Here is a 25,955-nt window from a genome sequence, read left to right as displayed (position 1 = left end):
GAGCGGGCGATCATAACGCAGCCTGCCCTCCCGCACCAAGACCATCGACTCTAACTGCGGCGGCGGCCCGCCGGCCGGCCGCCGCCGCTCAGACGCGCGCGAGCGCGTCCGGATTGACGAGATTCGTGCGCAGCGTGCCGGCCAGCGCGCCGACCAGGTTTTCCGCGGCGCAGCGCGCCATCGCATGGCGCGTCTCGTGCGTCGCCGAGCCGATATGCGGCAGCGCGACGACGTTGCTCATCCGCAGCAGCGGCGAGTCCGCCGCCAGCGGCTCCTTCTCGAACACGTCGAGCCCCGCGCCGCGGATCGTGCCGGCCCGCAGCGCGTCGATCAGCGCGGCCTCGTCGACCACCGGCCCGCGCGACGCGTTGATCAGGATCGCGCCGCGCTTCATCTTCGCGAATTCGGCCGCGCCGATCAGGTGATGCGTTTGCGGCGACAGCGGCACCTGCAGGCACACGAAGTCCGACTGCGCGAGCAGCTCGTCGAGCGTCACGCGGCGCGCGCCGTACTGCGTCTCGGCTTCGGCGTGCGCGGCGCGGTTCGTGTACAGCACCTGCATCCGGAAGCCGAGCGCCGCGCGGCGCGCGACCGCGCCGCCGATCCGCCCGAGCCCGACGATGCCGAGCGTCTTGCCCTGCACGTCGGTGCCGTACAGATCGGGGCCGATGCTGCGCTGCCAGTGGCCGGCCTTCACCCACTCCGCCAGTTCGACCACCCGCCGCGCGGACGCGAGGATCAACGAGAACACGGTATCGGCGGTCGATTCGGTCAGCACGTCGGGCGTATGCGCGAGCACGATCCCGCGCCGCGTGAGATCCGCGACGTCGAAGTTGTCGTAGCCGACCGAGATCGTCGACCAGGCCTTCAGCCGCGGCGCGCGATCGAGCATCTGCGGCGTGACCTTCAGGCTCGCGCCGATCGCGCCGTCCGCGTCGCCGAGGGCGTCGGCGAGCGCGTCGGCGCCGTCGGCCTGCACGAGCTCCGCATGCTCGCGCAGGTACGCGAGCACGTCATCGGGCAGCGGCTTGTACGCGACGATACGAGGCTTCATCGTTTTCATTTTCCTTGCAGTGGCGTCGCGAGCGGGTGCGCATCGCGCGCCTGGGGTTTGACGGACAGCGTGAGGATCACCGCGGCGACGAGCGCGACGCTCATGAACGCATACGATGCGACGGGCGACCCGGTCGCCCCGTTCAGGTAGCCGACGAAATACGAGCCGACGAACGAGCCGAGCGCGCCCATGCTGTTGATCAGCGCCATCGCGCCGCCGGCGACGTTCCTCGGCAGCAGTTCCGGCACGATCGCGAAGAACGGGCCGTACGGCGCGTACATCGCGGCGCCCGCGACGACCAGCAGCGCATACGAGATCCAGAAATGCGACGAGCCGAGCGCATACGACGCGGCGAACGCGGCCGCGCCGACCAGCAGGAACGGCCACACGAAGCCGCGGCGCGAGCCGACCTTGTCGGACGCCCACGACGCGACCAGCATCGCGATCGTCGCCGCGAGGTACGGCAGCGCCGACAGCCAGCCGGTCGCGACCATCCCGAGCTCGGAGCCGTTCTTGACGATCGACGGCAGCCACAGCACGAAGCCGTACACGCCGATGCTCCAGCAGAAATACTGCGCGCACAGCTTGATCACGGCCGGCGAGCGGAACGCCTCGCCGTAGTTGCGCACGGGCTTGATCGCCGCCTGTTCGGCCGCGAGCGCGGCGTCGAGGTCGCGCTTTTCCTGCGCGGTGAGCCACGGCGAATCGGCCGGCTTGTCCTGCACGAGGAACCACCAGCATACGGCCCAGATGATGGCCGGCACGCCTTCGGCGATGAACATGTGGCGCCAGCCGAATTCGTGCACGAGATAGCCCGACACGATCGACATCCACAGCACCGTGACCGGGTTGCCGAGAATCAGGAACGTGTTCGCGCGCGAGCGCTCGTTCTTCGTGAACCAGTTGCTGATGTAGATCAGCATCGCCGGCATCACCGCCGCCTCGACCACGCCGAGCACGAAGCGGATCGCCATCAGCGACGGAATGTTGGTGACCACCCCCGTGAGCGCCGCGCACGCGCCCCACAGCACGAGGCTGGCGAACACGAGCTTCTTGACGCTGCGGCGCTCCGCATAGATCGCGCCGGGAATCTGGAAGAAGAAGTAGCCGAGGAAGAACAGCGCGCCGATCAGCGACGACAGGCCCTTGCTGATCCCGAGGTCCTGGTTGATGCCGGCGGCTGCAGCGAACCCGTAGTTCGCGCGGTCGAGGTAAGCGAGGCTGTAGGTGATGAACACGATCGGCATGATCGTCCACCAGCGTCGTGCTGCGAGATTGGCTGCCATCAGAGTGTCTCCTTGGGTGATCGGAGTGGGCGGGTCAAGCGCCCGGCTCCGCTCCCGTCCTTTCGGGAATCGACCGGCGTCGGCGCGATGGCGCCTGCTCCGGCCTCATGCAAAACCGTGCACGAAGCACGAATTGGGTCCGCGGATTGTGCCGTGTCCGGCCTCTCATTGCGCGGTGACGGTTTCCTCTAGGCGATCGGCGCGATTGCTGACGTTTTCGAGCCGATCGAGCGCCGCGCGGGTCGGCAAGCCTTCCGAATCGCCGATCACCTGGATCGCGAGCGCCCCGATGCGATTGCCGCGCGCGACCGCCTGCTCGACGGAGCGGCCTTCCAGCAGCGCGCTGACCACGCCGACCGCGAAGCCGTCGCCGGCGCCGACCGTGTCAACCACGTTCGCGACACGCTCGCCCGCCACCGTGCCCTCGCGGCCGTCGGCCGTGCGGAAGTACGCGCCGTCGGCGCCCAGCTTGATCACCACGCCGCGCGCGCCCTGTGCCAGGTAGAAGCCCGCGATGTCGGCCGGCGTGTCGTGCCCGGTGAGCTGCTGCCCTTCGGCGAGCCCGGGCAGCACCCAGTCGGCGAGCGACGCGAGCGCGTTCAGCGTCTTCGCCATCACGTCGGCGGACGGCCACAGCGTCGGGCGCAGGTTCGGATCGAACGAGATCGTCTTGCCGGCCGCACGCATCTCGCGCGCCAGCCGGAACGCAAGCTCGCACGACGTCGCGGAGATCGCAGGTGCGACGCCCGTCAAATGCAGGTGCCGTGCGCCGAGCACGTAGTCGGCCACGTAGTCGTCGCACGACAGGTGGCTCGCGGCCGAGCCCTTGCGGAAATATTCGACGGTCGGGTCGCTGCCGTCGTCGTTGCGCGACTTCAGCTGGAAGCCGGTCGGATAGCGCGGATCGACGGTCACGCACGACGCGTCGATGCCTTCGCGCGCGAGCGTGTCGAGCACGTAGCCGCCGAACGAATCGCGGCCCACCCGGCTCATCCAGCCGACCCGGAAGCCGAGCCGCGACAGGCCGATCGCGACATTCAGGTCCGCGCCCGCGATCCGTTTCGTGAATTGCGCGGCGTGCGCGAGGTGGCCGGGCTCGGCGGCGACGAACATCGCCATCGCCTCGCCGTAGGTCACGACATCGAGTGCTGCCTTCATGAGTGCATTCCTCCGTATCCTTCGAGCGTCACGCGGCGGCGAGCCACGCGACGCGCCGGCCGGCATCGCCCGCCAGGTCGGCCGCATCGAACGGGAATTCGATGCCGCGCGGCGCCGCTTGCGGCAGGGCCGCGAGCACGCCAGTCACGAGCGTGTCGCCCGGCGCCGGCGCCACCGCGAAACGGCGCGCGCCCTCGCCAGCGACTGCCTTGCAATGAATGTATTCCACATGCGGCGCGAGTGCGTGCGCGCACGCGAGCGGCGCTTCGCCCGGCCACTGCCAGTTGCCGATGTCGAACGTCATGCCGAGCGCGTCGGGCGCGCCCGCCTCGGCCAGCGCCGCGAACAGCCCGCTGAATTGCGCGAGCGCGCCGCCCACCGGCAACTGCCCGTTCTCGACCACCACGCGGGCACGCGCGCCGCGCGACAGCGCGACGATCTCGGCGGCGTGCGCGTCGCCGGCGAAGCCGCCGAGCTGGAACTTGACGAAGCGCGCGCCGAGCGCGTCGGCTTCGACGAGCGTGTCGCGCAGCGCGTCGGCGTCGAGCGCACCGGTTTCCGTGTACAGCGTGGCCGGCGTCGAATAGACCGACCACAGCCCTTGCGCGGCGAGTGCCGTGCCGAGCTCGGCCAGCGCGCCGGGCGTCGCGTCGTCGTCCGATGCGAACAGTTCGCGCCGCACCTCGAAGCCGGTCGCACCGGATGCCGCCGCGGTCGCGATGAATGCACGGTGGCCCTCCTGACGCACGCGGTCCATCCCGAATGCGCTCGCCACGATCACGATGTCTGCCATGTCTGCCCTTTTTTTTCCGGAATGGAACCGGTTCCATTTGCTTGAGACGGATGGTGCGCTTCGCCCCGGACGCACGCCATAGAGGAAATCCCTAAGGACGGCCGCCGCACGAGCGTGCGCGGGCGCAGGGACATCCGGCGCTCCAGGACCGGCTTCGGGCGCCTACCCGGCGTCGTGCGCGAGGCTCGTTTCGAGGAACTGGGCGGCCACGCGCGACGGCGCCGCGCCGTGCGGCACCAGGATCGAGAAATGACGTGTGAGCGGCGCGGGGGCGAGCGAGCGCGGCACGAGCGCCGCATCCTCGTGACGCAGCGACATCGCGGACACGAAGCCGACGCCCATCCCCGCGCGCACGGCCTCCTTCACGGCCTCGACACCGGCGATCTCGAACGCGACACGCATCGGCGCGCCGCCGTGCGCGAACGCGCGTTCCACGAGTTGCCGCACGCCCGAGCCCTCCTCGCGCAGCACGAGCGGATGCACGGCGAGTGCCTCGAGCGTGACGCCGGCTGCGTACTCGGGCGCGGCGAGCGCATGCCCGGCCGGCACGACCGCGACGATCTCGTCCTCGTGCCATGCGTGCACGGCGGTGCCGGGCGGCAGCGCCTCGCCGGGCGGCCCTTCGATCATCGCAATGTCGAGCGATGCCAGCGCGGCGACCACGTCGGCCGTGTTGCCGCTCATCGTGTGGATCGCCACCCGCGGCACGCGCGGCTGGAACGCCGCGATCAGGTACGGCAGCAGGTAGCTGGCCGGCGTCGTGCTCGCGCCGATCCGCAACGTGCCGGCGTCGAGCCCGCGCACCGCGTCGCGAAACGCGCGCGCCTGCGCGAACGTGTCGCGCTGGGCCTTCGCGTACTGCGCGAGCTGCTCGCCGACCGGCGTCAGGCGGATGCCGCGGCCGTCACGCTGGTACAGCGGCTCGCCGAACTCGTCCTGCAGCAGGCGCAGCTGGCCCGACACGGCCGGCTGCGACAGATGCAGCGCCACGGCAGCGCGGCTGATGTTCAGATGTTCGGCGACGGCCGCGAACGTTATCAGTTGATCCGGGGTCATGAGGATGAATTATCGGCTTCCCGGATAGTTTACGTCACAAATCACAATTTTTCATATCGATATAACCAAATTAGGATTAGACCATCGCAACCTGCTTGATCACGGTGCCCCATGTCCACTGCTCCGACTCCCCATCTAAGCCACGCCGCGCCGTCGCTGCGCGGCCAGTTGAACGGCGTGCTGTTCGTCGCGCTGTTCGCCGCCGCCGTCACCAGCCTGTCGCAACTGCCGGCAGTCGCCGGGCTCGGCCTGTCGCCGCTGATCGTCGGCATCGTCGCCGGTGCGCTGTACGGCAACGCGCTGCGCGACGGCATGCCCGCGAGCTGGGCGGCCGGCGTCAACTTTTCCGCGCGCAAGCTGCTGCGCATCGCGGTCGCGTTCTTCGGCCTGCGCGTGAGCCTGCAGGAAATCGCGCAGGTCGGCCTGCCGGGCCTGACGGTGTCGGTGCTGGTCGTCGTCAGCACGCTTGCGATCGGCACCTGGGTCGGCATGAAGGTGATGAAGCTCGATCGCGACGCGGCGCTCCTGACCGCCGCCGGCAGCGCGATCTGCGGTGCGGCCGCCGTGCTCGCGTTCGAGTCGACGCTGCAGTCGAAGCCGCACCAGAGCGCGATGGCCGTGGGCAGCGTGGTGCTGTTCGGCACGCTGTCGATGTTCCTGTACCCGTTCGCGTATCACGCCGGCCTGCTCAACCTCGACCCGACCGGCCTCGGCCTGTTCTTCGGCGGCACGATCCACGAGGTCGCGCAGGTGGTCGGCGCGGCGAGCGACATCAGTCCGGAGGTCACGCGCGTCGCGACCATCGTGAAGATGACCCGCGTGATGCTTCTGGTGCCGGTGCTGCTCACGCTCGGCTGGTGGCTCGCCCGCTCCGCGCGCTCGGCCGATGCGACCGCTGAAGACGCGCAAGGCAAGCGCAAGGTGGCGGTGCCGTGGTTCGCGCTCGGCTTCCTCGGCTTCGTGATCGTCAATTCGCTGAACGTGCTGCCCGCCGACGTCACGCACACGCTGAACCTGCTCGACACCTTCGCGCTGACGATGGCAATGACCGCGCTCGGCATCGAGACCCGCGTGTCGCAGATCCGCGAGGCCGGCCCGCGCGCCTTGACCACCGGCCTGATCCTGTACGTGTGGCTGATCGCCGGCGGCTACGCGATCACCTGGGCGGTACAGCACTGGCTTGGCTGAGCCGCGCAGCCACGCCGCGACACGCGCCGCGCCCGACGGGAAGGTCCCGCGGGCGCGGCGCAGTGCTATGCTTCGCGTCGTTTTCCTTCGTCCTCTTCATCACCCTCTTTCAGCCGTGCTCTCGTTCCTGCTGAAGCTGCGCACTCGCGCCCAGACGCTGTTCCGCCTGTCGGACGCCCATACGATGCTGATCTGGTCGGCCGTCGTCGGCGTCGGCGGCGCCTTCGCCACCATGGCGTTCCGCGAAGGCATCGACCTGATGCAGCGCCTGATCTCGGGGCACAGCGGCAGCTTCGTGGAGATGGCGAAAAGCCTGCCGTGGTACGTGCGCTTCTGGATGCCGGCCGCGGGCGGCTTCCTCGCCGGCTGCGTGCTGTTGCTCGCGACGCGCGGCGACCGAAAATCCGGCAACACCGACTACATGGAAGCCGTCGCGCTCGGCGACGGTGTCGTGCCGGTACGGCAGAGTCTGTGGCGCAGCGTGTCGTCGCTGCTGACGATCGGCAGCGGCGGCTCGATCGGCCGCGAAGGCCCGATGGTGCAACTCGCAGCGCTCGCCGCGTCGCTGGTCGGCCGCTTCGTGCACTTCGACCCGCCGCGCCTGCGCCTGCTCGTCGCGTGCGGCGCCGCGGCCGGGATCACGTCCGCGTACAACGCGCCGATCGCCGGCGCGTTCTTCGTCTCCGAAATCGTGCTCGGCACGATCGCGATGGAGAGCTTCGGGCCGATGGTCGTCGCGTCCGTCGTCGCGAACATCGTGATGCGGGAATTCGCCGGCTACCGGCCGCCGTACGAGATGCCGGTGTTCCCGGCCGTGACGGGCGCCGAAGTGCTGCTGTTCGTCGTGCTCGGCGCGCTGTGCGGCGTGCTCGCACCGCAGTTCCTGCACCTGCTCGATGCGTCCAAGAACCAGTTCAAGCGGCTGCCCGTGCCGCTGCCGGTGCGGCTCGCGCTCGGCGGCCTCGTGGTCGGCGTGATCTCGGTGTGGATTCCGGACGTGTGGGGCAACGGCTACAGCGTCGTGAACCACATCCTGCATGCGCCGTGGACCTGGCAGGCGCTCGTCGCGGTGCTGGTGTTCAAGGTGATCGCGACCGCCGCGACCGCAGGCTCCGGCGCGGTCGGCGGCGTGTTTACGCCGACGCTGTTCGTCGGCGCCGTGTTCGGTTCGCTGTTCGGGCTCGCGATGCACGCGCTGTGGCCCGGCCACACGTCCGCGTACTTCGCGTATGCGATGGTCGGGATGGGCGCGTTCCTGGCCGGCGCCACGCAGGCGCCGCTGATGGCGATCCTGATGATCTTCGAGATGACGCTGAGCTACCAGGTCGTGCTGCCGCTGCTGGTGTCGTGCGTGTTCGCGTATTTCGTCGCGCGCGCGACCGGCACGACGTCGATGTACGAGATCACGCTGCACCATCACCAGGACGCACAGGAACGGCTGCGGCTGCGCACCACCCAGATGCGCGAGCTGATCCAGCCCGCGCAGACGATCGTGCCGCTCACCGCGAGCGTCGCCGACATGACGCGCGTGTTTCTCGAATATCCGGTGAAGTATCTGTACGTGACCGACGACGCCGGGCGCTTCCGCGGCGCGGTCGCGCTGAAGGACATCACGTCCGACCTGCTCGACAAGCGCGACACGACCGACAAGACGGCCGCGCACTACACGCATACGCCGTTTCCGCTGCTCACGCCCGACATGCCGCTCGCGACCGCGCTCGAACGCTTCATGGCGTTCCAGGGCGAACGGCTGCCGGTGATCGAAAGCGAAGCCGAGCCGACGCTCGCGGGCGTCGTCTACAAGACGTCGCTGCTCGACGCGTACCGGCGGATGACCGGCGAGCGGTGACGGCGCCGGTGCGCGGCGCCCGATGTGGCGTCGCGGCCTTGTCGGTCGCCGCGCCGGCCGGCCAACCGTCTGGCCGCCCGCATCGGCGCCCGGCCGTTCAGTCCGGCGCGCGCCCCAGCACGACCCGTGCGAAGAACCCCGCGAGCACCGATTCGGCCACGTCGGCCGACACGTGCTGCGGGTCGGCCGTGTAGTACGACTGCACGCCGTCGCACAGGCACATCAATCCGAACGCGAGCGTCTCGGCCGGCAGCAGCAGCGGCGTGCCCGCGCGCTCGGCGAAGCGCTGGATGAATTCGGCCATCTGCAGCCGCTTGCCATGCAGGAACTGGTTGAAGCGCACGCGGAACTTCGCGTCGCGCGCCGCCTGCAGTTTCGCCTCGCCCCACAGCAGCGAATATTCGTCGTCGTGAAACAACGTCCGGTAGTACGCGAGCGCCATCGACTCCATCTGCTCGCGCGACCCGCCAATCTCGAAGATCGCCTCGAAATCGGCCCGCACCGAATCGTGGTCGCGCTCGAGCAATTCGAGCAGCAGCTCCGACTTGCTGCGGAAGTTCGAGTAGAACGCGCCGCGCGTGTAGCCGGCCGCCGCGGCGATGTCCTCGACGCTCGCCGCGACAAAGCCTTTCTTCATAAAAATCCGGTGCGCGGCAGTCAGCAGACGTTCGCGCGTCTGGTCCCTGCTCTGCTCGCGAGTTAAGCGCTGAGGTTTCATGGCGCGCAGTCTAGCATCAACTTCCTTTCAGATTCATTTTTGCATTCAGATACAGCCGTGTATTAGAATCCACCGCAGTTTCCGAACGACCTCGTTCGGCTGTGTTCGTGTGCGCCGGACTGGCGCCACTCGGGGCAAGCGCCCGCCGCGCTTGCCGGCCTCGTTCCGCTCTCACCTCATCTGGGGGTTTCGTGAATCGCTCCGGTTCCCGCGCCGTGCTGCTGATCGGCACCGCGCTCGTCCTCGCCGCCTGTCATCCGAAGGAAGCCGCGCCGCCCGCGCCGCGCCCGGTCGTCGCGCTGCCCGCGCGCGCCGACGGCGCCGCGGCCGCCGCCACGCTGCCCGGCGAGATCCAGCCACGTTATGCGACGCCGCTGTCGTTCCGCATCGCGGGCAAGATCGTCGAGCGCAAGGTGCGGCTCGGCGATACCGTCAAGGCCGGCCAGGTCGTCGCGCTGCTCGATCCGTCCGACGTCGAGAAGAACGTCGCGAGCGCGCAGGCGCAACTCGATGCCGCGTCGCACAGCCTCGCGTTCGCGAAGCAGCAGCGCGATCGCGATCGCGCGCAGGCGCGCGAGAACCTGATCGCAACGGCGCAGCTGGAGCAGACCGAGAACAGCTACACGTCCGCGCTCGCGCAGCGCGACCAGGCGCAGCAGCAGCTCGCGCTCGCGAAGAACCAGCTCCGCTATGCGACGCTCGTCTCCGATCACGCCGGCACCATCACCGCCGAGCAGGCCGACACCGGCCAGAACGTATCGGCCGGCCAGGCCGTCTACCAGCTCGCGTGGTCGGGCGACATCGACGTCGTCAGCGACGTGCCCGAGGCCGCGCTCGCATCGCTCGCGCCCGGTCACGCGGCGAGCATCACGCTGCCGTCGCTGCCGGGCCGCCAGTTCGCCGCGAAGGTGCGCGAAATCGCGCCGGCCGCCGATCCGCAAAGCCGCACCTGGCGTGTGAAGCTCACGCTCGCCGCGCCCGATCCGGCCGTGCGTCTCGGGATGACCGCGAACGTCGCGTTCGACGGCGCGCCGGTTGCCGGCAACGCGCCGAGCATCACGCTGCCCGCGACCGCGCTGTTCCACGACGGCCCGCATCCGGCCCTGTGGGTCGTGCGCGCGAAGGACGACACGCTCGAGCTGCGCCGCGTCGACGTCGCGCGCTTCAACGAACGCACCGTCACCGTGTCGAGCGGGCTGCAGCCGGGCGAGCGCGTCGTGCTGCAAGGCGTGCATACGGTCAGCGCGGGCGAGAAGGTGCGGCCGGTCGCCCCGCTGCACGCGGAGGACTTCGCGTCATGAGCAGCCCCCGCGAAGAAGGCCGCTTCAACCTGTCGGCATGGGCGCTGCGCCACCAGGCGCTGGTCGTCTACCTGATCGCGCTCGCGACGCTCGCGGGCATCCTCGCGTACACGCGGCTCGCGCAATCCGAAGACCCGCCGTTCACGTTCCGCGTGATGGTGATCCGCACGTTCTGGCCCGGTGCGAGCGCGCGTCAGGTACAGGAACAGGTGACCGACCGGATCGGCCGCAAGCTGCAGGAAACGCCGGCCATCGACTTCCTGCGCAGCTATTCGCGGCCCGGCGAATCGCTGATCTTCTTCACGATGAAGGACTCGGCGCCCGTGCAGGACGTGCCCGAGACCTGGTACCAGATCCGCAAGAAGGTCGGCGACATCGGCCATACGCTGCCGCCCGGCGTGCAGGGCCCGTTCTTCAACGACGAGTTCGGCGACGTCTACACCAACATCTGGACGCTCGAAGGCGACGGCTTCACGCCCGCGCAGCTCCACGACTATGCGGACCAGTTGCGCACCGTGCTGCTGCGCGTGCCCGGCGTCGGCAAGGTCGACTATTTCGGCGATCCCGACCAGCGCATCTTCATCGAAGTGAACAATGCGCAGCTCACGCGCCTCGGCATCTCCCCTCAGCAACTCGGGCAGGCGATCAACGCGCAGAACGACATCTCGTCGGCCGGCGTGCTGACGACCGCCGACGACCGCGTATTCGTGCGGCCGAGCGGCCAGTTCGACAACGTCGCCACGATCGCCGACACGCTGATCCGCATCAACGGCCGCACGTTCCGGCTCGGCGATCTCGCCACCGTGAAGCGCGGCTACGACGATCCGGCCGTCACGCAGATGCGTGCGAACGGTCACGCCGTGCTCGGCATCGGCGTGACGATGCAGCCGGGCGGCGACGTGATCCGGCTCGGCAAGGCGCTCGACGCCGAATCGAAGGATCTGCAGGCGCGGCTGCCGGCCGGCCTCAAGCTGACGCTGGTGTCGAGCATGCCGCATGCGGTCGCGCATTCGGTCGACGACTTCCTCGAAGCCGTCGCCGAAGCGGTCGCGATCGTGCTGGTCGTGAGCCTCGTGTCGCTCGGCCTGCGCACCGGGATGGTCGTCGTGATCTCGATTCCGGTCGTGCTCGCCGTCACGGCCCTGTTCATGTACCTGTTCGACATCGGGCTGCACAAGGTGTCGCTCGGCACGCTCGTGCTCGCGCTCGGGCTGCTCGTCGACGACGCGATCATCGCGGTCGAGATGATGGCCGTGAAGCTCGAGCAGGGCTACAGCCGCGCGCGCGCCGCCGCGTTCGCGTACACGAGCACCGCGTTCCCGATGCTGACGGGCACGCTCGTCACCGTGTCGGGCTTCCTGCCGATCGCGCTCGCGAAATCGAGTACCGGCGAGTACACGCGCTCGATCTTCGAGGTGTCGGCGATCGCGCTGATCGCGTCGTGGTTCGCGGCCGTCGTGCTGATCCCGCTGCTGGGCTTCCACCTGCTGCCCGAACGCAAGAAGCACGCGCACGAAGCGCACCTGCCGGACGATCACGAGCACGACATCTACGACACGCGCTTCTACACGCGCTTGCGCGGCTGGATCGACTGGTGCATCGAGCGGCGCTTCGTCGTGCTGCTGATCACCGGCGCGCTGTTCGTGGTCGCGCTGGCGGGCTTCTCGCTCGTGCCGCAGCAATTCTTCCCGAGCTCCGATCGCCCCGAGCTGCTGATCGACCTGCGGCTGCCCGAAGGCGCGTCGTTCGCGGCGACGCTGCGCGAGACCGAACGCCTCGAGAAGGTGCTCGACAAGCGGCCCGAGATCGACCATTCGGTGAATTTCGTCGGCAGCGGCGCGCCGCGCTTCTACCTGCCGCTCGACCAGCAGCTGCAGTTGCCGAACTTCGCGCAGTTCGTCGTCACCGCGAAATCCGTCGAGGATCGCGAAAAGCTCGCGGCCTGGCTCGAGACCACGCTGCGCGACCGCTTCCCGGCCGTGCGCTGGCGCCTGTCGCGGCTCGAGAACGGGCCGCCCGTCGGCTACCCCGTGCAGTTCCGCGTGAGCGGCGACGACATCGCGACGGTGCGCGCGATCGCCGAGAAGGTCGCGGCGACGATGCGCGGCGACGCGCGCACGGTGAACGTGCAGTTCGACTGGGACGAGCCGGCCGAGCGCTCGGTGCGCTTCGAGCTCGACCAGAAGAAGGCGCGCGAGCTGAACGTCACGTCGCAGGACGTGTCGAGCTTCCTCGCGATGACGCTGTCCGGCACGACCGTCACGCAATACCGCGAACGCGACAAGCTGATCGCGGTCGACCTGCGTGCGCCGCGTGCCGATCGCGTCGATCCCGCGCAACTCGCGGGCCTCGCGATGCCGACGCCGAACGGCCCCGTGCCGCTCGGTTCGCTCGGCCGCTTCACGCCGACGCTCGAATACGGCGTCGTGTGGGAACGCGACCGCCAGCCGACCATCACCGTGCAGTCCGACGTCCGCGCCGGCGCACAGGGCATCGACGTCACGCATGCGATCGACGGCAAGCTGAATGCGTTGCGCGCGCAACTGCCGGTCGGCTACCAGATCAACATCGGCGGGTCGGTCGAGGAAAGTGCGAAGGCGCAGACGTCGATCAACGCGCAGATGCCGCTGATGGCGATCGCCGTGTTCACGCTGCTGATGATCCAGCTGCAGAGTTTCTCCCGCGTGCTGATGGTCGTGCTGACCGCCCCGCTCGGCCTGATCGGCGTGGTCGGCACGCTGCTGCTGTTCGGCCAGCCGTTCGGCTTCGTCGCGATGCTCGGCGTGATCGCGATGTTCGGGATCATCATGCGCAACTCGGTGATTCTCGTCGACCAGATCGAGCAGGACATCGCGGCCGGCCACGGACGCTTCGACGCGATCGTCGGCGCGACCGTGCGGCGCTTCCGCCCGATCACGCTGACGGCCGCGGCCGCCGTGCTCGCGCTGATCCCGCTGTTGCGCTCGAACTTCTTCGGGCCGATGGCGACCGCGCTGATGGGCGGCATCACGAGCGCGACCGTGCTGACGCTGTTCTACCTGCCCGCGCTGTACGCCGCGTGGTTCCGCGTGAAGCGCGACGAACGCGACCCGCGCGACGCCCCGCCGCACGACGGCGGCACGCCCGCCGCGCCGTCGGGAGCCTGACCATGGAACTGTCGATGAACCTGAAAACGAACGCCGCGCGGATGCTCGCGGCCGCGAGCCTCGCCGGCCCGCTCGCCGGCTGCGCATGGTTCGCGCCGAGCGGCGAGCCGCCCGCGATGCCGTCGCCCGCGCATTACGGCGCCGCGCCGCAAGTGCCGCAGACCGTCGCCGCGCAAGGCGTCGCGCAGCAGTTCGACGTCGGCGCGCAGCCCGTGCCCGACTGGTGGACGCAGTACCGCTCGGATGCGCTGAACGCACTCGTCGACGAAGGGCTGCGCAACAGCCCGACGCTCAGCGCCGCCGCGCACTCGCTGGATGCCGCGCGCGAGCAGTTGCGCGGGCAGATCGGCAGCTCGATGCTGCCGTCGATCGACGCCGGCGGCCAGGCCACGCGCCAGCGTGCGCTCGGCGTGCCGATCCCCGCGCTCGGCGCGCCGACGTTGCTGTACGACACGTTCGTCGGACAACTGCAGGCGAGCTATACGGTCGACCTGTTCGGCGTATCGCGCTTCGCGAACCGGGCGCTTGCGAAACGCGTCGACGTCAGCGCGTTCCAGCTCGAATCGGCACGCCGGGCACTCGCCGCGAACATCGTCACCGCATCGATCACGGTGTCGGTGCTCGACGCGCAGATCGCCACGACCGAACGGCTCGTCGCGCTCGCGAACGACCAGGCGCACGACGCGCAACGCCGCTACGCGCTCGGCTCGGCGTCGCGCAGCGACGCACTGAACGCGCAGCAAAGCGCGGACACCTTCGCCGCGAGCCTGCCCGCGCTGCGCCAGCAGCGCGACTCGGCGCGCCATGCGCTGGCCGTGCTGATCGGCCGCACGCCCGACCGGCCGCCCGCCGATCTCACGCTCGCCGACCTGCACCTGCCCGCGCAAGTGCCGGTGGTCGTGCCGTCGGACCTGCTGCAAAGCCGCCCCGACATCCAGGCCGCCGACGCGGGGCTGAAGGCGGCCGCCGCCGAAGTCGGCCTCGCGACCGCGCAGCTGTTCCCGCAGTTGTCGCTGTCGGCGGCGATGGGCAAAGGCGGTTTCAGCTGGCCGGCGATGCTGTCGGGCGCCGGTTCGATCTGGAACGTCGGTGCGTCGCTGAGCCAGCCGCTGTTCCACGGCGGCGCGCTGCTCGCGCAGCGCCGTGCGGCGAAGGCGACCTACGAGGCGGCGGTCGACCAGTACAAGCAGACCGTGCTCGCTGCCTTCCAGAACGTCGCGGATTCGCTCGCCGCGCTCGAGCACGACGCTCAGGCACTCGATGCGTCGTCGAGGGCCGCGCTGTCCGCGCGCGGCGCGTACGACGACGCGGCCGCCCGCGTTCGGCTCGGCGCGCTGCCGCCGTCGGCCGCGCGAGCAAGCGAGCTGCAGTACCGCAACGCGCGGCTCGACGAGATCCGCGCGACCGGCGCACGCTTCGCGGATACCGCGCGGCTCTATCAGGCGATGGGCACGCCGCCGGTCGACCCGGCCGGCCAAGCCGGCAAGGCTGAAAAAGCCGAAAAGGCTGCAAAGGCCGACCCGGCCGGCGACATCGGCAACGCGGCTCGAATCGCCCCCACCGCCCACGCGCGCGCGGCCACGCCCGACGCGCCGCCGTCACCGCAATAACCGCAAGAGCGCGCCGTTTGCGTCGGGCGCGCGGGATCACCCCCGCGCGCCGATCCGCGATCTTCCGCTTGACCCTCACGTAGCGTAACGTTCGAGACTCCAGTGTGCGCACCGAACGGAGGACATCATGCGGCTGAAAGTGGGAGAACTGGCGAAACGCAGCGGCCTGACCGTCCGCACGCTTCATCACTATCACGCGATCGGCCTCCTGACGCCTTCGGCGCGTGCCGACAACGGCTACCGGCTGTACGACCGCGACGACATCGCCCGGCTCCACCAGATCCAGGCCCTGCGTCGCTTCGGACTGTCGCTCGCCGAAATCGGCGACTACCTGAACCGGCCCGGCACCCCGCTCGTCGCGCTCGTCGCGAGGCAGATCGCGTCGCTCGACCACCAGCTCGCGCAGACCGCGCAGCTGCGCGAGCGGCTCGTGCACCTGCACGCGCAGCTCGCCGCGGGCACGGAGCCGGAGCTGGCCGATTGGCTCACCACACTGGAGTTGATGACCGTGTACGACAAATACTTTTCCGAGGATGAACTCGCGCGCCTGCCGATGTATCGCAAGAGCCAGGCCGGCGACGCGGAATGGACGGCGCTCGTCGCCGACGTGCGTGCGCTGCACGACGCGGGCGTGCCGCCGGAGGACGAGCGCGCTCGCGCGCTTGCCGGCCGCTGGATGGCGCTGCTCGTGCGCGACACGAACAACGATCCGCGGCTGCTGGCGAAGCTCAACCTGATGCACGAGCGCGAACCGTCGATGCAGTCGAAACTCGGCATCTCGACCGTGCTGCGCGACTATGTGCTGCGCGCGTCCGCGGAAACGAAGATGCGGATCTTCGAGAAGTATCTCGCGCCGGACGAGATCCGCTTCATGCGGGCGCACTTCGGTGAACGCTCGATGGAATGGCCGCAACTGATGGGCGATGTGCGCGACGCGATCGATGCGGGCGCGCAGCCCGATTCGCCGGAAGGCCGCGCGCTCGCGCAACGCTGGCTCGACCTGTTCCGCAGCTACGCGGGCAACGACCCGGCCACGCACGCGAAATTCCGCAAGGCGATGATGACCGAGCCGGCGCTGACGAAGGACTCATGGGTCGACGACACGCTGCTCGGCTTCATGCGCGAGGCGATGGCGCAGCTTGCGCCGGCGCGTTGAGCGCATGACGGCCAGGCGGCGCGTGACCGTTGCGCGCGCCGCCCGCCACCTTCGCTCACCGGTCGCGCACCCCGAGCCCGAGGGCCTTCATCCGCCGGTACAGCGTGCGCTCGCTCATCCCGACGTGCTCGGCCAGTTGCTTGCGCGTACCGTCGAACGTGCCCGCAAGCCGCACGAGCTCCGCGTCCGACACGCCGCGCGCGTCCGCCGCACGCGCCGGGGGCGTCGCCGACGCCGCGACCAGCTCGGCCGGCAGATGCTCGACGCGAATCGTGCCGTCGTCCGCAAACAGGCACGCGCGCTCGAGCACGTTGCGCAGCTCCCGGATGTTGCCCGGCCATGCATACGCGTCGAGGCACGCGCGCGCGCGCTCGGTCAGCACGAACGGCCGGGCCGCGAACGGCCGCGCGCTCGCGTCGCCCGCGCCGGCGCGCGCGTTCGCGATGCGCCGCAGGATCGACTCGGCCAGCAGCGCGACGTCGCCACGCCGCTCGCGCAGCGCAGGCAGCGGAATCGGGAACGCGTTGATCCGGTAGTACAGGTCCTGGCGGAACCGGCCGTCGTCGATCATCTCGCGCAGCGGCTTGTGGGTCGCCGCGACGAGCCGGAAATCCGCGCGCAGCGCCTCGACGCCGCCGACGCGCCGGAACGTCCCCGACTCGATCAGCCGCAGCAGCTTCACCTGCATCGGCAGCGGCACGTCGCCGATCTCGTCGAGAAACAGCGTGCCGCCCTGCGCGGTCTCGACGAGGCCCGGCTTGCGCTGGTTCGCGCCGGTAAACGCGCCCTTCTCGTAGCCGAACAGTTCGCTCTCGAACAGCGTCTCGGCGATGCCCGAACAGTCGACCACCACGAACGGCCCCATCGCACGCTCGCTCGCCTCGTGCAGCGCCCGCGCGAACAGTTCCTTGCCGGTACCCGATTCGCCGAGCAGCAGCACGGGCAGCATCGACGGCGCGACGCGCTGCAGCGCGCCGAGCGCCGCATTGAACGCGTCGGCGCCGCCGACGAGCCCTTCCGCGCTCGGCTGCGCCGACGCGCTGCGCACCGTCGTCAGCCGCTCGACGTAGGCGATCACGTCGCCGCGCGCATCGAAGATCGGCCGCAACTCCACGTCGACGTGCTCGGGGCCGCGCGGCGTATGGTGTATGTGCAGCACGCGGTTCAGGCTGCGCGACTCGCGCGCCTGCTTCATCGGGCAATGCTCGCCCGCCTGGTCGCACGGCACGTCGTAATGATGCGAAACCTGGAAGCAGTGCCGGCCGACGTGCTCGACGCCCGCCACGCCGAACTGGCGCCGATACGCATCGTTCGCGGCGAGGATGCGGTAGTCGGGATCGACGACGATCATCGGCTGCGGATCCTGTTCCAGATACGCGACGAGCGCGCGCACGTCGGGCATGACGTCGCGCGACGGCGCGGGAACGATCGGAATGGTGTCGTGCGGATTCATCGGGAGGCTCGGAAACGGATGAGGGGATGGACTGCCAGGCGGACTGCCAATTCTGCCACGACACTGCCAGATATGGCAGTCGACGTCGACGGCACCCCGTCGCCGGTGCCTGCGACACACCGCGGCCACGCCAAAAATCCGAGCCGAATCAATTACCTGCCACACCACCCGGCAGCGCGGCGCGAATTGGCATGCTTCTTGAACATGGGATGTCCGATTGCAGACGCAGAACCCGATCGAGGACATCCCGTGAGCCATGCCCCCCAGCTGTCGGTCGAAGGCTTTTTCGACCCGGCGACCCACACCGTCAGCTATCTGCTGCTCGACACCGAAAGCCGCGCGTGCGCGCTGATCGACAGCGTGCTCGACTACGACCCGAAATCCGGCCGCACGCACACCGCCAGCGCCGACCGGCTGATCGCGCGCGTCGCCGAACTCGGCGCGACCGTCCACTGGCTGCTGGAAACGCACGTGCATGCCGACCATCTGTCGGCCGCGCCGTACCTGAAGGCGCATGTCGGCGGACAGATCGCGATCGGCTCGCACGTGCGCCGCGTGCAGCATGTATTCGGCACGCTGTTCAACGCCGGCCCCGGCTTCGCGCAGGACGGCCGCCAGTTCGACCGCCTGCTCGACGACGGCGACACGCTCGCGCTCGGCGCGCTGACGATCCGCGCGCTGCACACGCCGGGCCATACGCCGGCGTGCCTGACCTACTGCGTCGACGACGCGACGCAGCGCGCGGCGTTCGTCGGCGACACGCTGTTCATGCCCGACTACGGCACCGCCCGCTGCGACTTCCCGGGCGGCGACGCGCGCACGCTGTACCGTTCGATCGCGCGCGTGCTCGCCCTGCCGCCCGACACGCGCCTGTATCTGTGCCACGACTATCAGCCGGGCGGCCGCGACGTGCAGTTCGTGACGACGGTGGCCGAACAGCGTCGCGCGAACGTGCACGTGAAGGACGGCGTGACCGAGGACGATTTCGTCGCCATGCGCACCGCGCGCGACGCGACGCTCGACATGCCCGTGCTGATGCTGCCGTCGGTGCAGGTCAACATGCGGGCCGGCCACCTGCCCGAGCCCGAAAACAATGGCGTGCGCTACCTGAAGATCCCGCTCGACGCGATCTGAGCCGCCGCCCCGACCGGAGAACCCCGACATGACCATCCGCCCGCTGACCGACCTGCTGTCGGTCTCGCCCCAGATCGCCGCGACCGACCTGCCCGCACTGCACGCGGCCGGCATCCGCACGATCGTCTGCAACCGCCCGGACGGCGAAGGCGCCGACCAGCCGACCGTCGCCGAGATCCGCGCCGCCGCCGCGCCGCTCGGCATCGCCGTGCACTACCTGCCCGTCGACACCGGCAAGGTCACCGACGACCAGGCCGCGCAGTTCGGCACGCTCGTCGCGTCGCTCGCCGGCCCGGTACTCGCGTACTGCCGCAGCGGCACGCGTTCGGCGACGCTGTGGGCGCTGTCGCAGGCAGGCCGGCGTCCTGCCGGCGACATCGTCGCGATCGCCGCCACGGCCGGCTACGACCTCGGCGCGCTCGCACCGCGTCTCATGCGAGATCTCGCGCAAGACGGCCGCCAGGCCGCGCCGGCCGTCGACGCGCGGCACGACATCGTGATCGTCGGCGCGGGTGCGGCCGGCGTCGCGGTCGCGTCGAGCCTGCTGGCACGCGACGCATCGCTCGATATCGCGGTGATCGACCCGGCCGATACGCACTACTACCAGCCGGGCTGGACGATGGTCGGCGCGGGGGTATTCCGGCCCGACACGACCGCGCGCCCGATCGTCGACCTGCTGCCGCGCGGCGTGAAATGGATCCGGGCCGCCGTCGCCGGCTTCGAGCCCGACACGCACACGGTGGTGCTCGACGGCTGCCGGCGCATCGGCTACCTCAAGCTGGTCGTGTGCCCGGGCCTCAAGCTCGACTGGCACGCGATCGACGGCCTCGCTCAAACGCTCGGCCGCAACGGCGTCACGTCGAACTATCGCTACGATCTCGCGCCGTACACGTGGGAACTGGTGCAGGCGTTCCGCGGCGGCAATGCGCTGTTCACGCAGCCGCCGATGCCGATCAAGTGCGCGGGCGCCCCGCAAAAGGCGATGTACCTGTCGTGCGATCACTGGCGGCGCGCGGGCCGCCTCGGTGCCGCGAACGTCGAGTTCCTGAACGCGGGCGGCGCGCTGTTCGGGGTCGCCGACTACGTGCCCGCGCTGATGGAGTACGTGAAACGCTACGACATCGCGCTGTCGTTCGGCCACAACCTCGTCGCGATCGACGGGCCGGCGCGGCGCGCGACGTTCCGGCGCGCGCTGCCCGACGGCGGCACGGAAACCGTCGAGCGCCCGTTCGACATGATCCACGTCGTGCCGCCGCAGAAGGCGCCCGATTTCGTGCGCGCGAGCCCGCTCGCCGACGCGGCCGGCTGGATCGACGTCGATCCGGCGACGCTGCGGCACAAGCAGTTCGCGGACATCTTCGCGCTCGGCGACGTCACCAACACGACCAATGCGAAAACCGCCGCCGCGGCCCGCAAGCAGGCGCCCGTGGTCGCGCACAACGTGCTCGCGTCGCTGGGCCGCGCGCGCGGCGACGCCGCGTACGACGGCTACGGCTCGTGCCCGCTCACCGTCGAGCGCGGCAAGATCGTGCTCGCGGAATTCCTGTACGGCGGCAAGGTCGCGCCGACCTTCCCCGCGTGGCTGATCGACGGCCGGCGCCCGTCGCGGCTCGCGTGGCTGCTCAAGGAGCGCGTGCTGCCACCGCTCTACTGGAAGGCGATGCTCAAGGGCCGCGAATGGCTCGCGAAGCCCGCGATCGCACGTTGACCGGAATCCGATGACACCATGCTGATTTCCCTCGTACTCGGCAGTCTCGTCGGCGCCGTGCTCGGCCTCACCGGCGCGGGCGGCGGCATTCTCGCGGTGCCCGCGCTCGTCGTCGGGATGGGCTGGCCGATGCAGCAGGCCACGCCCGTCGCGCTCGTCGCGGTCGCGGGCAGCGCCGCGCTCGGCGCGCTCGAAGGGTTTCGCCGCGGGCTCGTGCGCTATCGCGCGGCGTTGCTGATGGCCGTCGCCGGCGTGCCGCTCACGACGCTCGGCGTGAAGCTCGCGCACGTGCTGCCGCAACGCGTGCTGCTGGCGCTGTTCGCGCTGACGATGCTGGTCGTCGCGGGCCGCCTGCTGCGGCAGGCGCTGCGTCATGCGCCCGGCGACGCGGACGCGTCGCCGCTGTGCGTCGGCCGCGTGAATCCCGACACGGGCCGGCTCGTCTGGTCGTGGCCGGTCGGGCTCGCGCTCGCGTCGACCGGCGCAGTGACGGGGCTGATGACGGGCTTGCTCGGTGTCGGCGGCGGTTTCGTGATCGTGCCGATGCTGCGCAAGTTCACGAACGTGTCGATGCACGGCGTGGTCGCGACGTCGCTGATGGTGATCGCACTGGTCGGCACCGGCGGCGTGTTCGCGACGCTCGTGTCGGGCACGCGCGCGCCGCTCGACATGACGCTGTGGTTCACGGTCGCGACGGCAATCGGGATGGCGATCGGCCGCAGTGCGTCCCGGCACCTGTCCGCGCGGCACGTGCAGGCCGGCTTCGCTGCGGTGCTCGTGTGCGTCGCGCTCGGGTTGCTCGCGAAGGCGGCGTTCGGCGCATAAGCCGCACGCGGCTCGCACACCAGACAAAACGCCCGGGCCGACTCGTCGTCGGCACCGGGCGTCGTTCGTTGCGTCGGCAACCTGTGCGCGAGCGCGTCAGGCGGCGAACGCGGCCATCCGCTTGCGTTCCTGGCGCAGCATCACGAAGTTCGCGATCACGACACCCGCCGTCACCGCGACGATGAACAGCGTCGCGAGCGCGTTCATCTCCGGGTTCAGGCCGAGGCGCACGCGCGAGAACACGACGAGCGGCAGCGTCGTCGAGCCGGGGCCCGACAGGAACGCCGACAGCACGAGGTCGTCGATCGACAGCGTGAACGACAGCAGCCAGCCCGCGATCAGCGCCTGCGAGATCAGCGGCAGCGTGATCGTGAAGAACACCTTCAGCGGCGTCGCGCCGAGATCGAGTGCGGCTTCCTCCAGCGACGGGTTCAGCTCGCGCACGCGCGACTGCACGATGATCGCGACGTACGAGATGCACAGCATCACGTGGCCCAGCCAGATCGTGAACACGCCGCGCTCGGCGGGCCAGCCGATCCACTTCGCGAGCTCGATGAACAGCAGCAGCAGCGAGATCCCCTGGATCACCTCGGGGATCACCAGCGGCGCGTTGATCATTCCGCTGAACAGCGCAAAGCCGCGAAAGCGCCCCATCCGCGCGAGCACGAAGCCGGCCCACGTGCCGATGAACACCGACGCGAACGCGGTCAGCACGCCGATCTTCAGCGACAGCCACGCGGCCGTCAGCAGCTCGTCGTCCTCCGCGAGCGCCGAGTACCAGCGGAACGAGAAGCCCGACCACACGGTGACGAGCTTCGACTCGTTGAACGAATAGACGATCAGGCTGATGATCGGGATGTACAGGAACGCGAAGCCGGCGAACAGCGCCGCGAAGTGCAGGTAACGATTCGGCTTCATCGACGGCGGCCCTCCTGCTCCTTCGCCTGGAAGTGCTGGAACATCGCCATCGGCACGAGCAGCAGCAGCACCATCGCGCAGGTCACGGCCGACGCCATCGGCCAGTCTGCGTTGTTGAAGAACTCGTTCCACATCACGCGGCCGATCATCAGCGTGTTCGCGCCGCCGAGCAGTTCCGGAATCACGTACTCGCCGACCGCCGGAATGAACACCAGCAGGCAGCCCGCGATGATCCCGTTCTTCGACAGCGGCAGCGTGATCTGCACGAACGCCTTCCACGGCTTCGCACCGAGATCGTACGCGGCTTCGAGCAGGCGCAGGTCCATCTTCACGAGATGCGCGTACAGCGGCATCACGAGGAACGGCAGGTACGAATACACCATCCCGATGTACACCGCGTAGTTCGTGCGGTACAGCTCGATCGGCGTATGGGTCAGGCCGATCCACATCAGGAAGTTGTTCAGGAGCCCGTTGTTCTTCAGGATCCCGATCCACGCGTACACGCGGATCAGGAACGACGTCCAGAACGGCAGCATCACGCCCATCATCAGCAGGTTGCGGGTCGCCGGGTTCGAACGCGCGATGTAGTACGCCATCGGATAACCGATCAGCAGGCACAGCAGCGTCGTGATCGCCGCGACCACCACCGAATTCACGTAGGTCGCGAAATACAGGCTGTCGGTGAGCAGGAACGCGTAGTGCGACAGGTTCAGCGCGATGTGCACCACGCCGTCCGCGTACGACGCGAGTTCCGTATACGGCGGGATGCCGAGCTGCAGCTCCGCGAAGCTGATCTTCACGACCAGCACGAACGGCACCAGGAAGAACAGCACGAGCCACGTGTACGGCCCCGCGACGACCGCCGAGCCGCCGGTCAGGTTGAAGCGTCGCACCGGCCATGCGAGCAGGGACTTGAGCGTGCTCATGACGTCAGCACCACGCCGGCCGTCGCGCTCCAGCGCACGTAGATCTCGTCGCCGAGCGCCGGCGTGTCGAGCTCGGAGATCGCGAGGCTCGACACGTTCGCGATCACCGTCTTGCCCGCGTCGAGCTTCACGTGATACAGCGAATAGCCGCCCATGTACGCGACGTTGGTGATCTTCCCGTGCGCCCAGTTGAACGCGCCTTCGGGCGGCTTGCGGGTGAGCGCGATCCGCTCGGGGCGCACCGACACCGTGACCGGCATCCCGAGCGGGCCCGTGATCCCGTGGCTCACGTACAGCCGGCTCGGCAGCTCCGGCGATTCGATGTACACGTAATCGGGTTCGTCCTCGACGGTGACGCCTTCGAACAGGTTGGTCGAGCCGATGAACTCGGCCGAGAAGCGGCTGTTCGGATATTCGTAGACTTCGTTCGGCGAGCCGATCTGCACGATCTGCCCTTCGCTCATCACGGCGAGCCGGTTCGCCATCGTCATCGCCTCTTCCTGGTCGTGCGTGACCATGATGCAGGTGACGCCGACCTTGTTCAGGATGTTGACGAGCTCGATCTGCGTGCGCTGGCGGATCTGCTTGTCGAGCGCCGACATCGGCTCGTCGAGCAGCAGCACCTTCGGGCGCTTGACGAGCGAACGCGCGAGCGCGACGCGCTGCTGCTGGCCGCCCGACAGCTGGTGCGGCTTGCGCTTCGCGTACTTGCTCATCTGCACGAGCTCGAGCGCCGCGGCGACGCGCTCCTTCAGCTCCGCCTTCGGCGTGCCTTCCTGCTTCAGGCCGTAGGCGACGTTCGATTCGACCGACATGTGCGGGAACAGCGCATACGACTGGAACATCATGTTCACGGGCCGCTTGTACGGCGGCATCTGTGCGAGGTCCTCGCCGTCGATCAGGATCTTGCCCGACGTGACCGTCTCGAGGCCCGCCAGCATGCGCAGCAGCGTCGACTTTCCGGAACCCGAGCTGCCGAGCAGCGCGAACAGCTCGCCCTGGCGCACCGTCAGGTTCACGTTGCGCACCACTTCGGTGTCGCCGAATTTCTTGACGACGTCGACGATCTGGACAAAATTCTCGGCGCGCGTATCGGCGCCGGACGAAGGAACGAAGGACGGTGCGCCCGCGACCGGCGCACCCGACTGGCTATTCATGATGTGCTGCTTCTCTCCTGCGTTTGACGAACAAAGCCCCCGGGGACACCAGGGGCTTCATGACTGCTGGCTGACTCCGGCTCGCTTCAGCGGCCCGATTTCAGCTCGGTCCACAGACGCGTCTGCAGACGCTGGATTTCAGGCGGCAGCGGCTTGAGCAGGAACAGCGTCTTCACGACGTCGGCCGGCGGATAGACGGCCGGATCGCTCGCGACGTCGGGCCGCACGTACTTGCGCGACTCGGCGTTCGCGCTCGGGTAGTACACGGCGTTCGTGATCGCCGCGTGCACCTTCGGATCCTCGATGTAGTTGATCCACTGCAGCGCGGCGTCCTTGTTCTTCGCGTCCTTCGGGATCGCCATCACGTCGAACCACACCGGCGCGCCGCCCTTCGGAATGTAGTACTCGACCTTGTACGGCTTCTTCGCCTCGATCGCGCGATGCTTCGCGATCACGACGTCGCCCGACCAGCCGAACGCGAAGCAGATGTCGCCGCCGACCAGATCGTTGATGTAGCCCGACGAGTTGAACTGCGTGATGTACGGGCGGATCTTCTTCAGCACCTCCATCGCGGCCTTGTAGTCGGCCGGGTTCGTGCTCATCGGATCCTTGCCGATGTAGTGCAGCGCCGCCGCGAACATCTGGTCCGGCGCGTCGAGCACCGACACGCCGCAGGTCTTCAGCTTCGAGATGTTTTCCGGCTTGAACAGGATGTCCCAGTTGTCGAGCGGGACCTTGCCGAGCGCCTGCTGCGCCTTCGTCAGGTTGTAGGCGAGACCGGTCGTGCCGTACGCCCAGGGCACCGAATACTTGTTGCCCGGGTCCGCGCCGGCGACGAGCGCCATCAGTTGCGGATCGAGGTACTTGAGGTTCGGCAGCTTCGACTTGTCGAGCGGCGTGAAGATGCCGGCGGCGATCTGCTTGCCCGCGTAGTTGCTGGTCGGCACGACGATGTCGTAGCCCGAGCTGCCCGTCAGCAGCTTCGCCTGCAGCGTGTCGTCGCTGTCGTAATTGTCGTAGCGGACCTTGATGCCCGCCTGCTTCTCGAAGTTCGGGATCGTGTCCTTCGCAATGTAGTCCGACCAGTTATAGACATTGAGCTGCGTATCCTTCGCCGCCGCCGCCGATGCACCCACGCACAGCGCGAGCGCTGCGAACCGGCCCACTACGTTTGCTTTCATCCCGTTCTCCCTCCGGCCGGACCGCTTGTCCGGCTGCCGTCTGCCTCGTCATGGCGGCGCGTTCCGGCACGCCGCCCCTCGAAAACCCCGAACGCTACCACCATTCGCGCTCCGTCACAAAAAAATCATGCCCGTGTCGCGCAAACGGAACAGATTCCCGCCGCCGGCCGCTCGGGCGGCCCGCGCAGCGGGGCGTTCCGGGGGAATTCTATCGGGTAATCGGCGTCTGTCCATCGGGAAAAGAAAGGTTCATCGAGGATTACCGGGGAACGCGGCGCGAATCTTGAGGAAGAAGTATTCGTCGTCGCGGTACCCGTAAGCTCGACGCTTGATGACCT

At 69.0% G+C, this 25,955-nt stretch carries 20 protein-coding genes; 9 read left to right on the top strand and 11 right to left on the bottom strand.

Annotated elements, in window-relative coordinates; all coding sequences use genetic code 11:
- Positions 1-88 precede the first annotated feature (88 nt).
- The 5 genes from PL79_RS20165 to PL79_RS20145 all read right to left on the bottom strand — a co-directional run bounded on the left by PL79_RS20165 (position 89) and on the right by PL79_RS20145 (position 5,347).
- The gene (locus PL79_RS20165; protein WP_044848268.1) at positions 89-1,054 is read right to left on the bottom strand and encodes an NAD(P)-dependent oxidoreductase; all 966 of its coding nucleotides are present in this window, start codon (positions 1,052-1,054) and stop codon (positions 89-91) included.
- A 5-nt stretch (positions 1,055-1,059) separates the two neighbouring features.
- Positions 1,060-2,340 (bottom strand): MFS transporter, encoded by a 1,281-nt coding sequence (locus PL79_RS20160; protein WP_044848248.1) that lies wholly within the window; start codon positions 2,338-2,340, stop codon positions 1,060-1,062.
- Positions 2,341-2,505: 165 nt separating this feature from the next.
- The gene (locus tag PL79_RS20155; protein WP_044848249.1) at positions 2,506-3,498 is read right to left on the bottom strand and encodes a sugar kinase; all 993 of its coding nucleotides are present in this window, start codon (positions 3,496-3,498) and stop codon (positions 2,506-2,508) included.
- Positions 3,499-3,526: 28 nt separating this feature from the next.
- Entirely contained in the window at positions 3,527-4,291 is a 765-nt protein-coding gene (locus PL79_RS20150) for a TIM barrel protein (RefSeq protein ID WP_044848250.1), read from the bottom strand.
- Between the two features lie 162 nt (positions 4,292-4,453).
- Complete coding sequence (locus PL79_RS20145) at positions 4,454-5,347, bottom strand: LysR family transcriptional regulator (RefSeq protein ID WP_044848251.1); 894 nt, start codon at positions 5,345-5,347, stop codon at positions 4,454-4,456.
- A 111-nt stretch (positions 5,348-5,458) separates the two neighbouring features.
- Here PL79_RS20145 and PL79_RS20140 point away from each other — a divergent pair, with 111 nt between their 5' ends.
- Together PL79_RS20140 and PL79_RS20130 are read left to right on the top strand one after the other, a co-directional pair.
- Positions 5,459-6,535, top strand: coding sequence for a YeiH family protein (locus PL79_RS20140; protein WP_044848252.1), 1,077 nt, complete (start codon positions 5,459-5,461; stop codon positions 6,533-6,535).
- 115 nt (positions 6,536-6,650) lie between these two features.
- Positions 6,651-8,384: a ClcB-like voltage-gated chloride channel protein gene (locus PL79_RS20130; RefSeq protein WP_207671177.1), complete on the top strand. Its 1,734-nt coding sequence runs from the start codon at positions 6,651-6,653 to the stop codon at positions 8,382-8,384.
- 97 nt (positions 8,385-8,481) lie between these two features.
- Here PL79_RS20130 and PL79_RS20125 read toward each other — a convergent pair whose 3' ends face one another.
- Positions 8,482-9,102, bottom strand: a complete 621-nt coding sequence (locus PL79_RS20125; RefSeq protein WP_044848254.1) for a TetR/AcrR family transcriptional regulator — start codon at positions 9,100-9,102, stop codon at positions 8,482-8,484.
- A 191-nt stretch (positions 9,103-9,293) separates the two neighbouring features.
- Here PL79_RS20125 and PL79_RS20120 point away from each other — a divergent pair, with 191 nt between their 5' ends.
- From PL79_RS20120 to PL79_RS20105, 4 genes are all read left to right on the top strand, one after another.
- On the top strand, positions 9,294-10,403 hold the full coding sequence (locus tag PL79_RS20120) for an efflux RND transporter periplasmic adaptor subunit (RefSeq protein ID WP_044848255.1): 1,110 nt from the start codon (positions 9,294-9,296) through the stop codon (positions 10,401-10,403).
- Positions 10,400-13,549, top strand: coding sequence for an efflux RND transporter permease subunit (locus tag PL79_RS20115; protein ID WP_044848256.1), 3,150 nt, complete (start codon positions 10,400-10,402; stop codon positions 13,547-13,549). The genes PL79_RS20120 and PL79_RS20115 overlap by 4 nt, the downstream gene beginning before the upstream one ends.
- Positions 13,550-13,551: 2 nt before the next feature.
- Complete coding sequence (locus tag PL79_RS20110; protein WP_044848257.1) at positions 13,552-15,159, top strand: efflux transporter outer membrane subunit; 1,608 nt, start codon at positions 13,552-13,554, stop codon at positions 15,157-15,159.
- A 127-nt stretch (positions 15,160-15,286) separates the two neighbouring features.
- Entirely contained in the window at positions 15,287-16,315 is a 1,029-nt protein-coding gene (locus PL79_RS20105) for a MerR family transcriptional regulator (protein WP_044848258.1), read from the top strand.
- Positions 16,316-16,370: 55 nt separating this feature from the next.
- Here PL79_RS20105 and PL79_RS20100 read toward each other — a convergent pair whose 3' ends face one another.
- A complete protein-coding gene (locus tag PL79_RS20100) occupies positions 16,371-17,768 on the bottom strand; it encodes a sigma-54 interaction domain-containing protein (RefSeq protein ID WP_044848259.1) in 1,398 nt (465 codons plus the stop codon).
- A 249-nt stretch (positions 17,769-18,017) separates the two neighbouring features.
- On the opposite strand from PL79_RS20100, the gene PL79_RS20095 reads away from it, so the two are divergent.
- From PL79_RS20095 to PL79_RS20085, 3 genes are read left to right on the top strand one after another with little or no spacing between them, the layout of a single operon-like run.
- Positions 18,018-18,902 carry an MBL fold metallo-hydrolase gene (locus PL79_RS20095; protein WP_044848260.1) on the top strand — a complete coding sequence of 295 codons (885 nt, stop codon included), beginning with the start codon at positions 18,018-18,020 and terminating at the stop codon, positions 18,900-18,902.
- 28 nt (positions 18,903-18,930) lie between these two features.
- Complete coding sequence (locus PL79_RS20090) at positions 18,931-20,610, top strand: bifunctional protein tyrosine phosphatase family protein/NAD(P)/FAD-dependent oxidoreductase (RefSeq protein WP_044848261.1); 1,680 nt, start codon at positions 18,931-18,933, stop codon at positions 20,608-20,610.
- Between the two features lie 18 nt (positions 20,611-20,628).
- Positions 20,629-21,435: a sulfite exporter TauE/SafE family protein gene (locus PL79_RS20085; protein ID WP_044848262.1), complete on the top strand. Its 807-nt coding sequence runs from the start codon at positions 20,629-20,631 to the stop codon at positions 21,433-21,435.
- Between the two features lie 96 nt (positions 21,436-21,531).
- On the opposite strand, the gene PL79_RS20080 is transcribed toward PL79_RS20085, so the two are convergent.
- The 4 genes from PL79_RS20080 to PL79_RS20065 all read right to left on the bottom strand — a co-directional run bounded on the left by PL79_RS20080 (position 21,532) and on the right by PL79_RS20065 (position 25,617).
- Complete coding sequence (locus tag PL79_RS20080; RefSeq protein ID WP_044848263.1) at positions 21,532-22,353, bottom strand: ABC transporter permease subunit; 822 nt, start codon at positions 22,351-22,353, stop codon at positions 21,532-21,534.
- A complete protein-coding gene (locus tag PL79_RS20075; protein ID WP_044848264.1) occupies positions 22,350-23,279 on the bottom strand; it encodes an ABC transporter permease subunit in 930 nt (309 codons plus the stop codon). Before PL79_RS20075 ends, PL79_RS20080 begins: the two co-directional genes overlap by 4 nt.
- The gene (locus PL79_RS20070) at positions 23,276-24,436 is read right to left on the bottom strand and encodes an ABC transporter ATP-binding protein (RefSeq protein ID WP_044848265.1); all 1,161 of its coding nucleotides are present in this window, start codon (positions 24,434-24,436) and stop codon (positions 23,276-23,278) included. The genes PL79_RS20075 and PL79_RS20070 overlap by 4 nt, the downstream gene beginning before the upstream one ends.
- An 86-nt stretch (positions 24,437-24,522) precedes the next feature.
- Entirely contained in the window at positions 24,523-25,617 is a 1,095-nt protein-coding gene (locus PL79_RS20065) for a polyamine ABC transporter substrate-binding protein (RefSeq protein WP_044848266.1), read from the bottom strand.
- Between the last annotated feature and the right edge of the window lie 338 nt (positions 25,618-25,955).

Origin of the sequence: Burkholderia sp. USMB20 (assembly GCF_000949135.2) — a bacterium.
Lineage (GTDB): Bacteria > Pseudomonadota > Gammaproteobacteria > Burkholderiales > Burkholderiaceae > Burkholderia.
The sequence above is the reverse complement of the archived record's forward strand: the minus strand, read 5'-3'. Positions and strand labels throughout refer to the sequence as shown.

Bases quoted from the DNA above. Each gene is read 5' to 3' on its own strand.
- PL79_RS20075 (WP_044848264.1), bottom strand. From the start codon at position 23,279: ATGAGCACGCTCAAGTCCCTGCTCGCATGGCCGGTGCGACGCTTCAAC.
- PL79_RS20155 (WP_044848249.1), bottom strand. From the start codon at position 3,498: ATGAAGGCAGCACTCGATGTCGTGACCTACGGCGAGGCGATGGCGATG.
- PL79_RS20070 (WP_044848265.1), bottom strand. From the start codon at position 24,436: ATGAATAGCCAGTCGGGTGCGCCGGTCGCGGGCGCACCGTCCTTCGTT.
- PL79_RS20090 (WP_044848261.1), top strand. From the start codon at position 18,931: ATGACCATCCGCCCGCTGACCGACCTGCTGTCGGTCTCGCCCCAGATC.
- PL79_RS20080 (WP_044848263.1), bottom strand. From the start codon at position 22,353: ATGAAGCCGAATCGTTACCTGCACTTCGCGGCGCTGTTCGCCGGCTTC.
- PL79_RS20160 (WP_044848248.1), bottom strand. From the start codon at position 2,340: ATGGCAGCCAATCTCGCAGCACGACGCTGGTGGACGATCATGCCGATC.
- PL79_RS20115 (WP_044848256.1), top strand. From the start codon at position 10,400: ATGAGCAGCCCCCGCGAAGAAGGCCGCTTCAACCTGTCGGCATGGGCG.
- PL79_RS20145 (WP_044848251.1), bottom strand. From the start codon at position 5,347: ATGACCCCGGATCAACTGATAACGTTCGCGGCCGTCGCCGAACATCTG.
- PL79_RS20100 (WP_044848259.1), bottom strand. From the start codon at position 17,768: ATGAATCCGCACGACACCATTCCGATCGTTCCCGCGCCGTCGCGCGAC.
- PL79_RS20150 (WP_044848250.1), bottom strand. From the start codon at position 4,291: ATGGCAGACATCGTGATCGTGGCGAGCGCATTCGGGATGGACCGCGTG.
- PL79_RS20065 (WP_044848266.1), bottom strand. From the start codon at position 25,617: ATGAAAGCAAACGTAGTGGGCCGGTTCGCAGCGCTCGCGCTGTGCGTG.
- PL79_RS20085 (WP_044848262.1), top strand. From the start codon at position 20,629: ATGCTGATTTCCCTCGTACTCGGCAGTCTCGTCGGCGCCGTGCTCGGC.
- PL79_RS20125 (WP_044848254.1), bottom strand. From the start codon at position 9,102: ATGAAACCTCAGCGCTTAACTCGCGAGCAGAGCAGGGACCAGACGCGC.
- PL79_RS20165 (WP_044848268.1), bottom strand. From the start codon at position 1,054: ATGAAGCCTCGTATCGTCGCGTACAAGCCGCTGCCCGATGACGTGCTC.
- PL79_RS20110 (WP_044848257.1), top strand. From the start codon at position 13,552: ATGGAACTGTCGATGAACCTGAAAACGAACGCCGCGCGGATGCTCGCG.
- PL79_RS20105 (WP_044848258.1), top strand. From the start codon at position 15,287: ATGCGGCTGAAAGTGGGAGAACTGGCGAAACGCAGCGGCCTGACCGTC.
- PL79_RS20140 (WP_044848252.1), top strand. From the start codon at position 5,459: ATGTCCACTGCTCCGACTCCCCATCTAAGCCACGCCGCGCCGTCGCTG.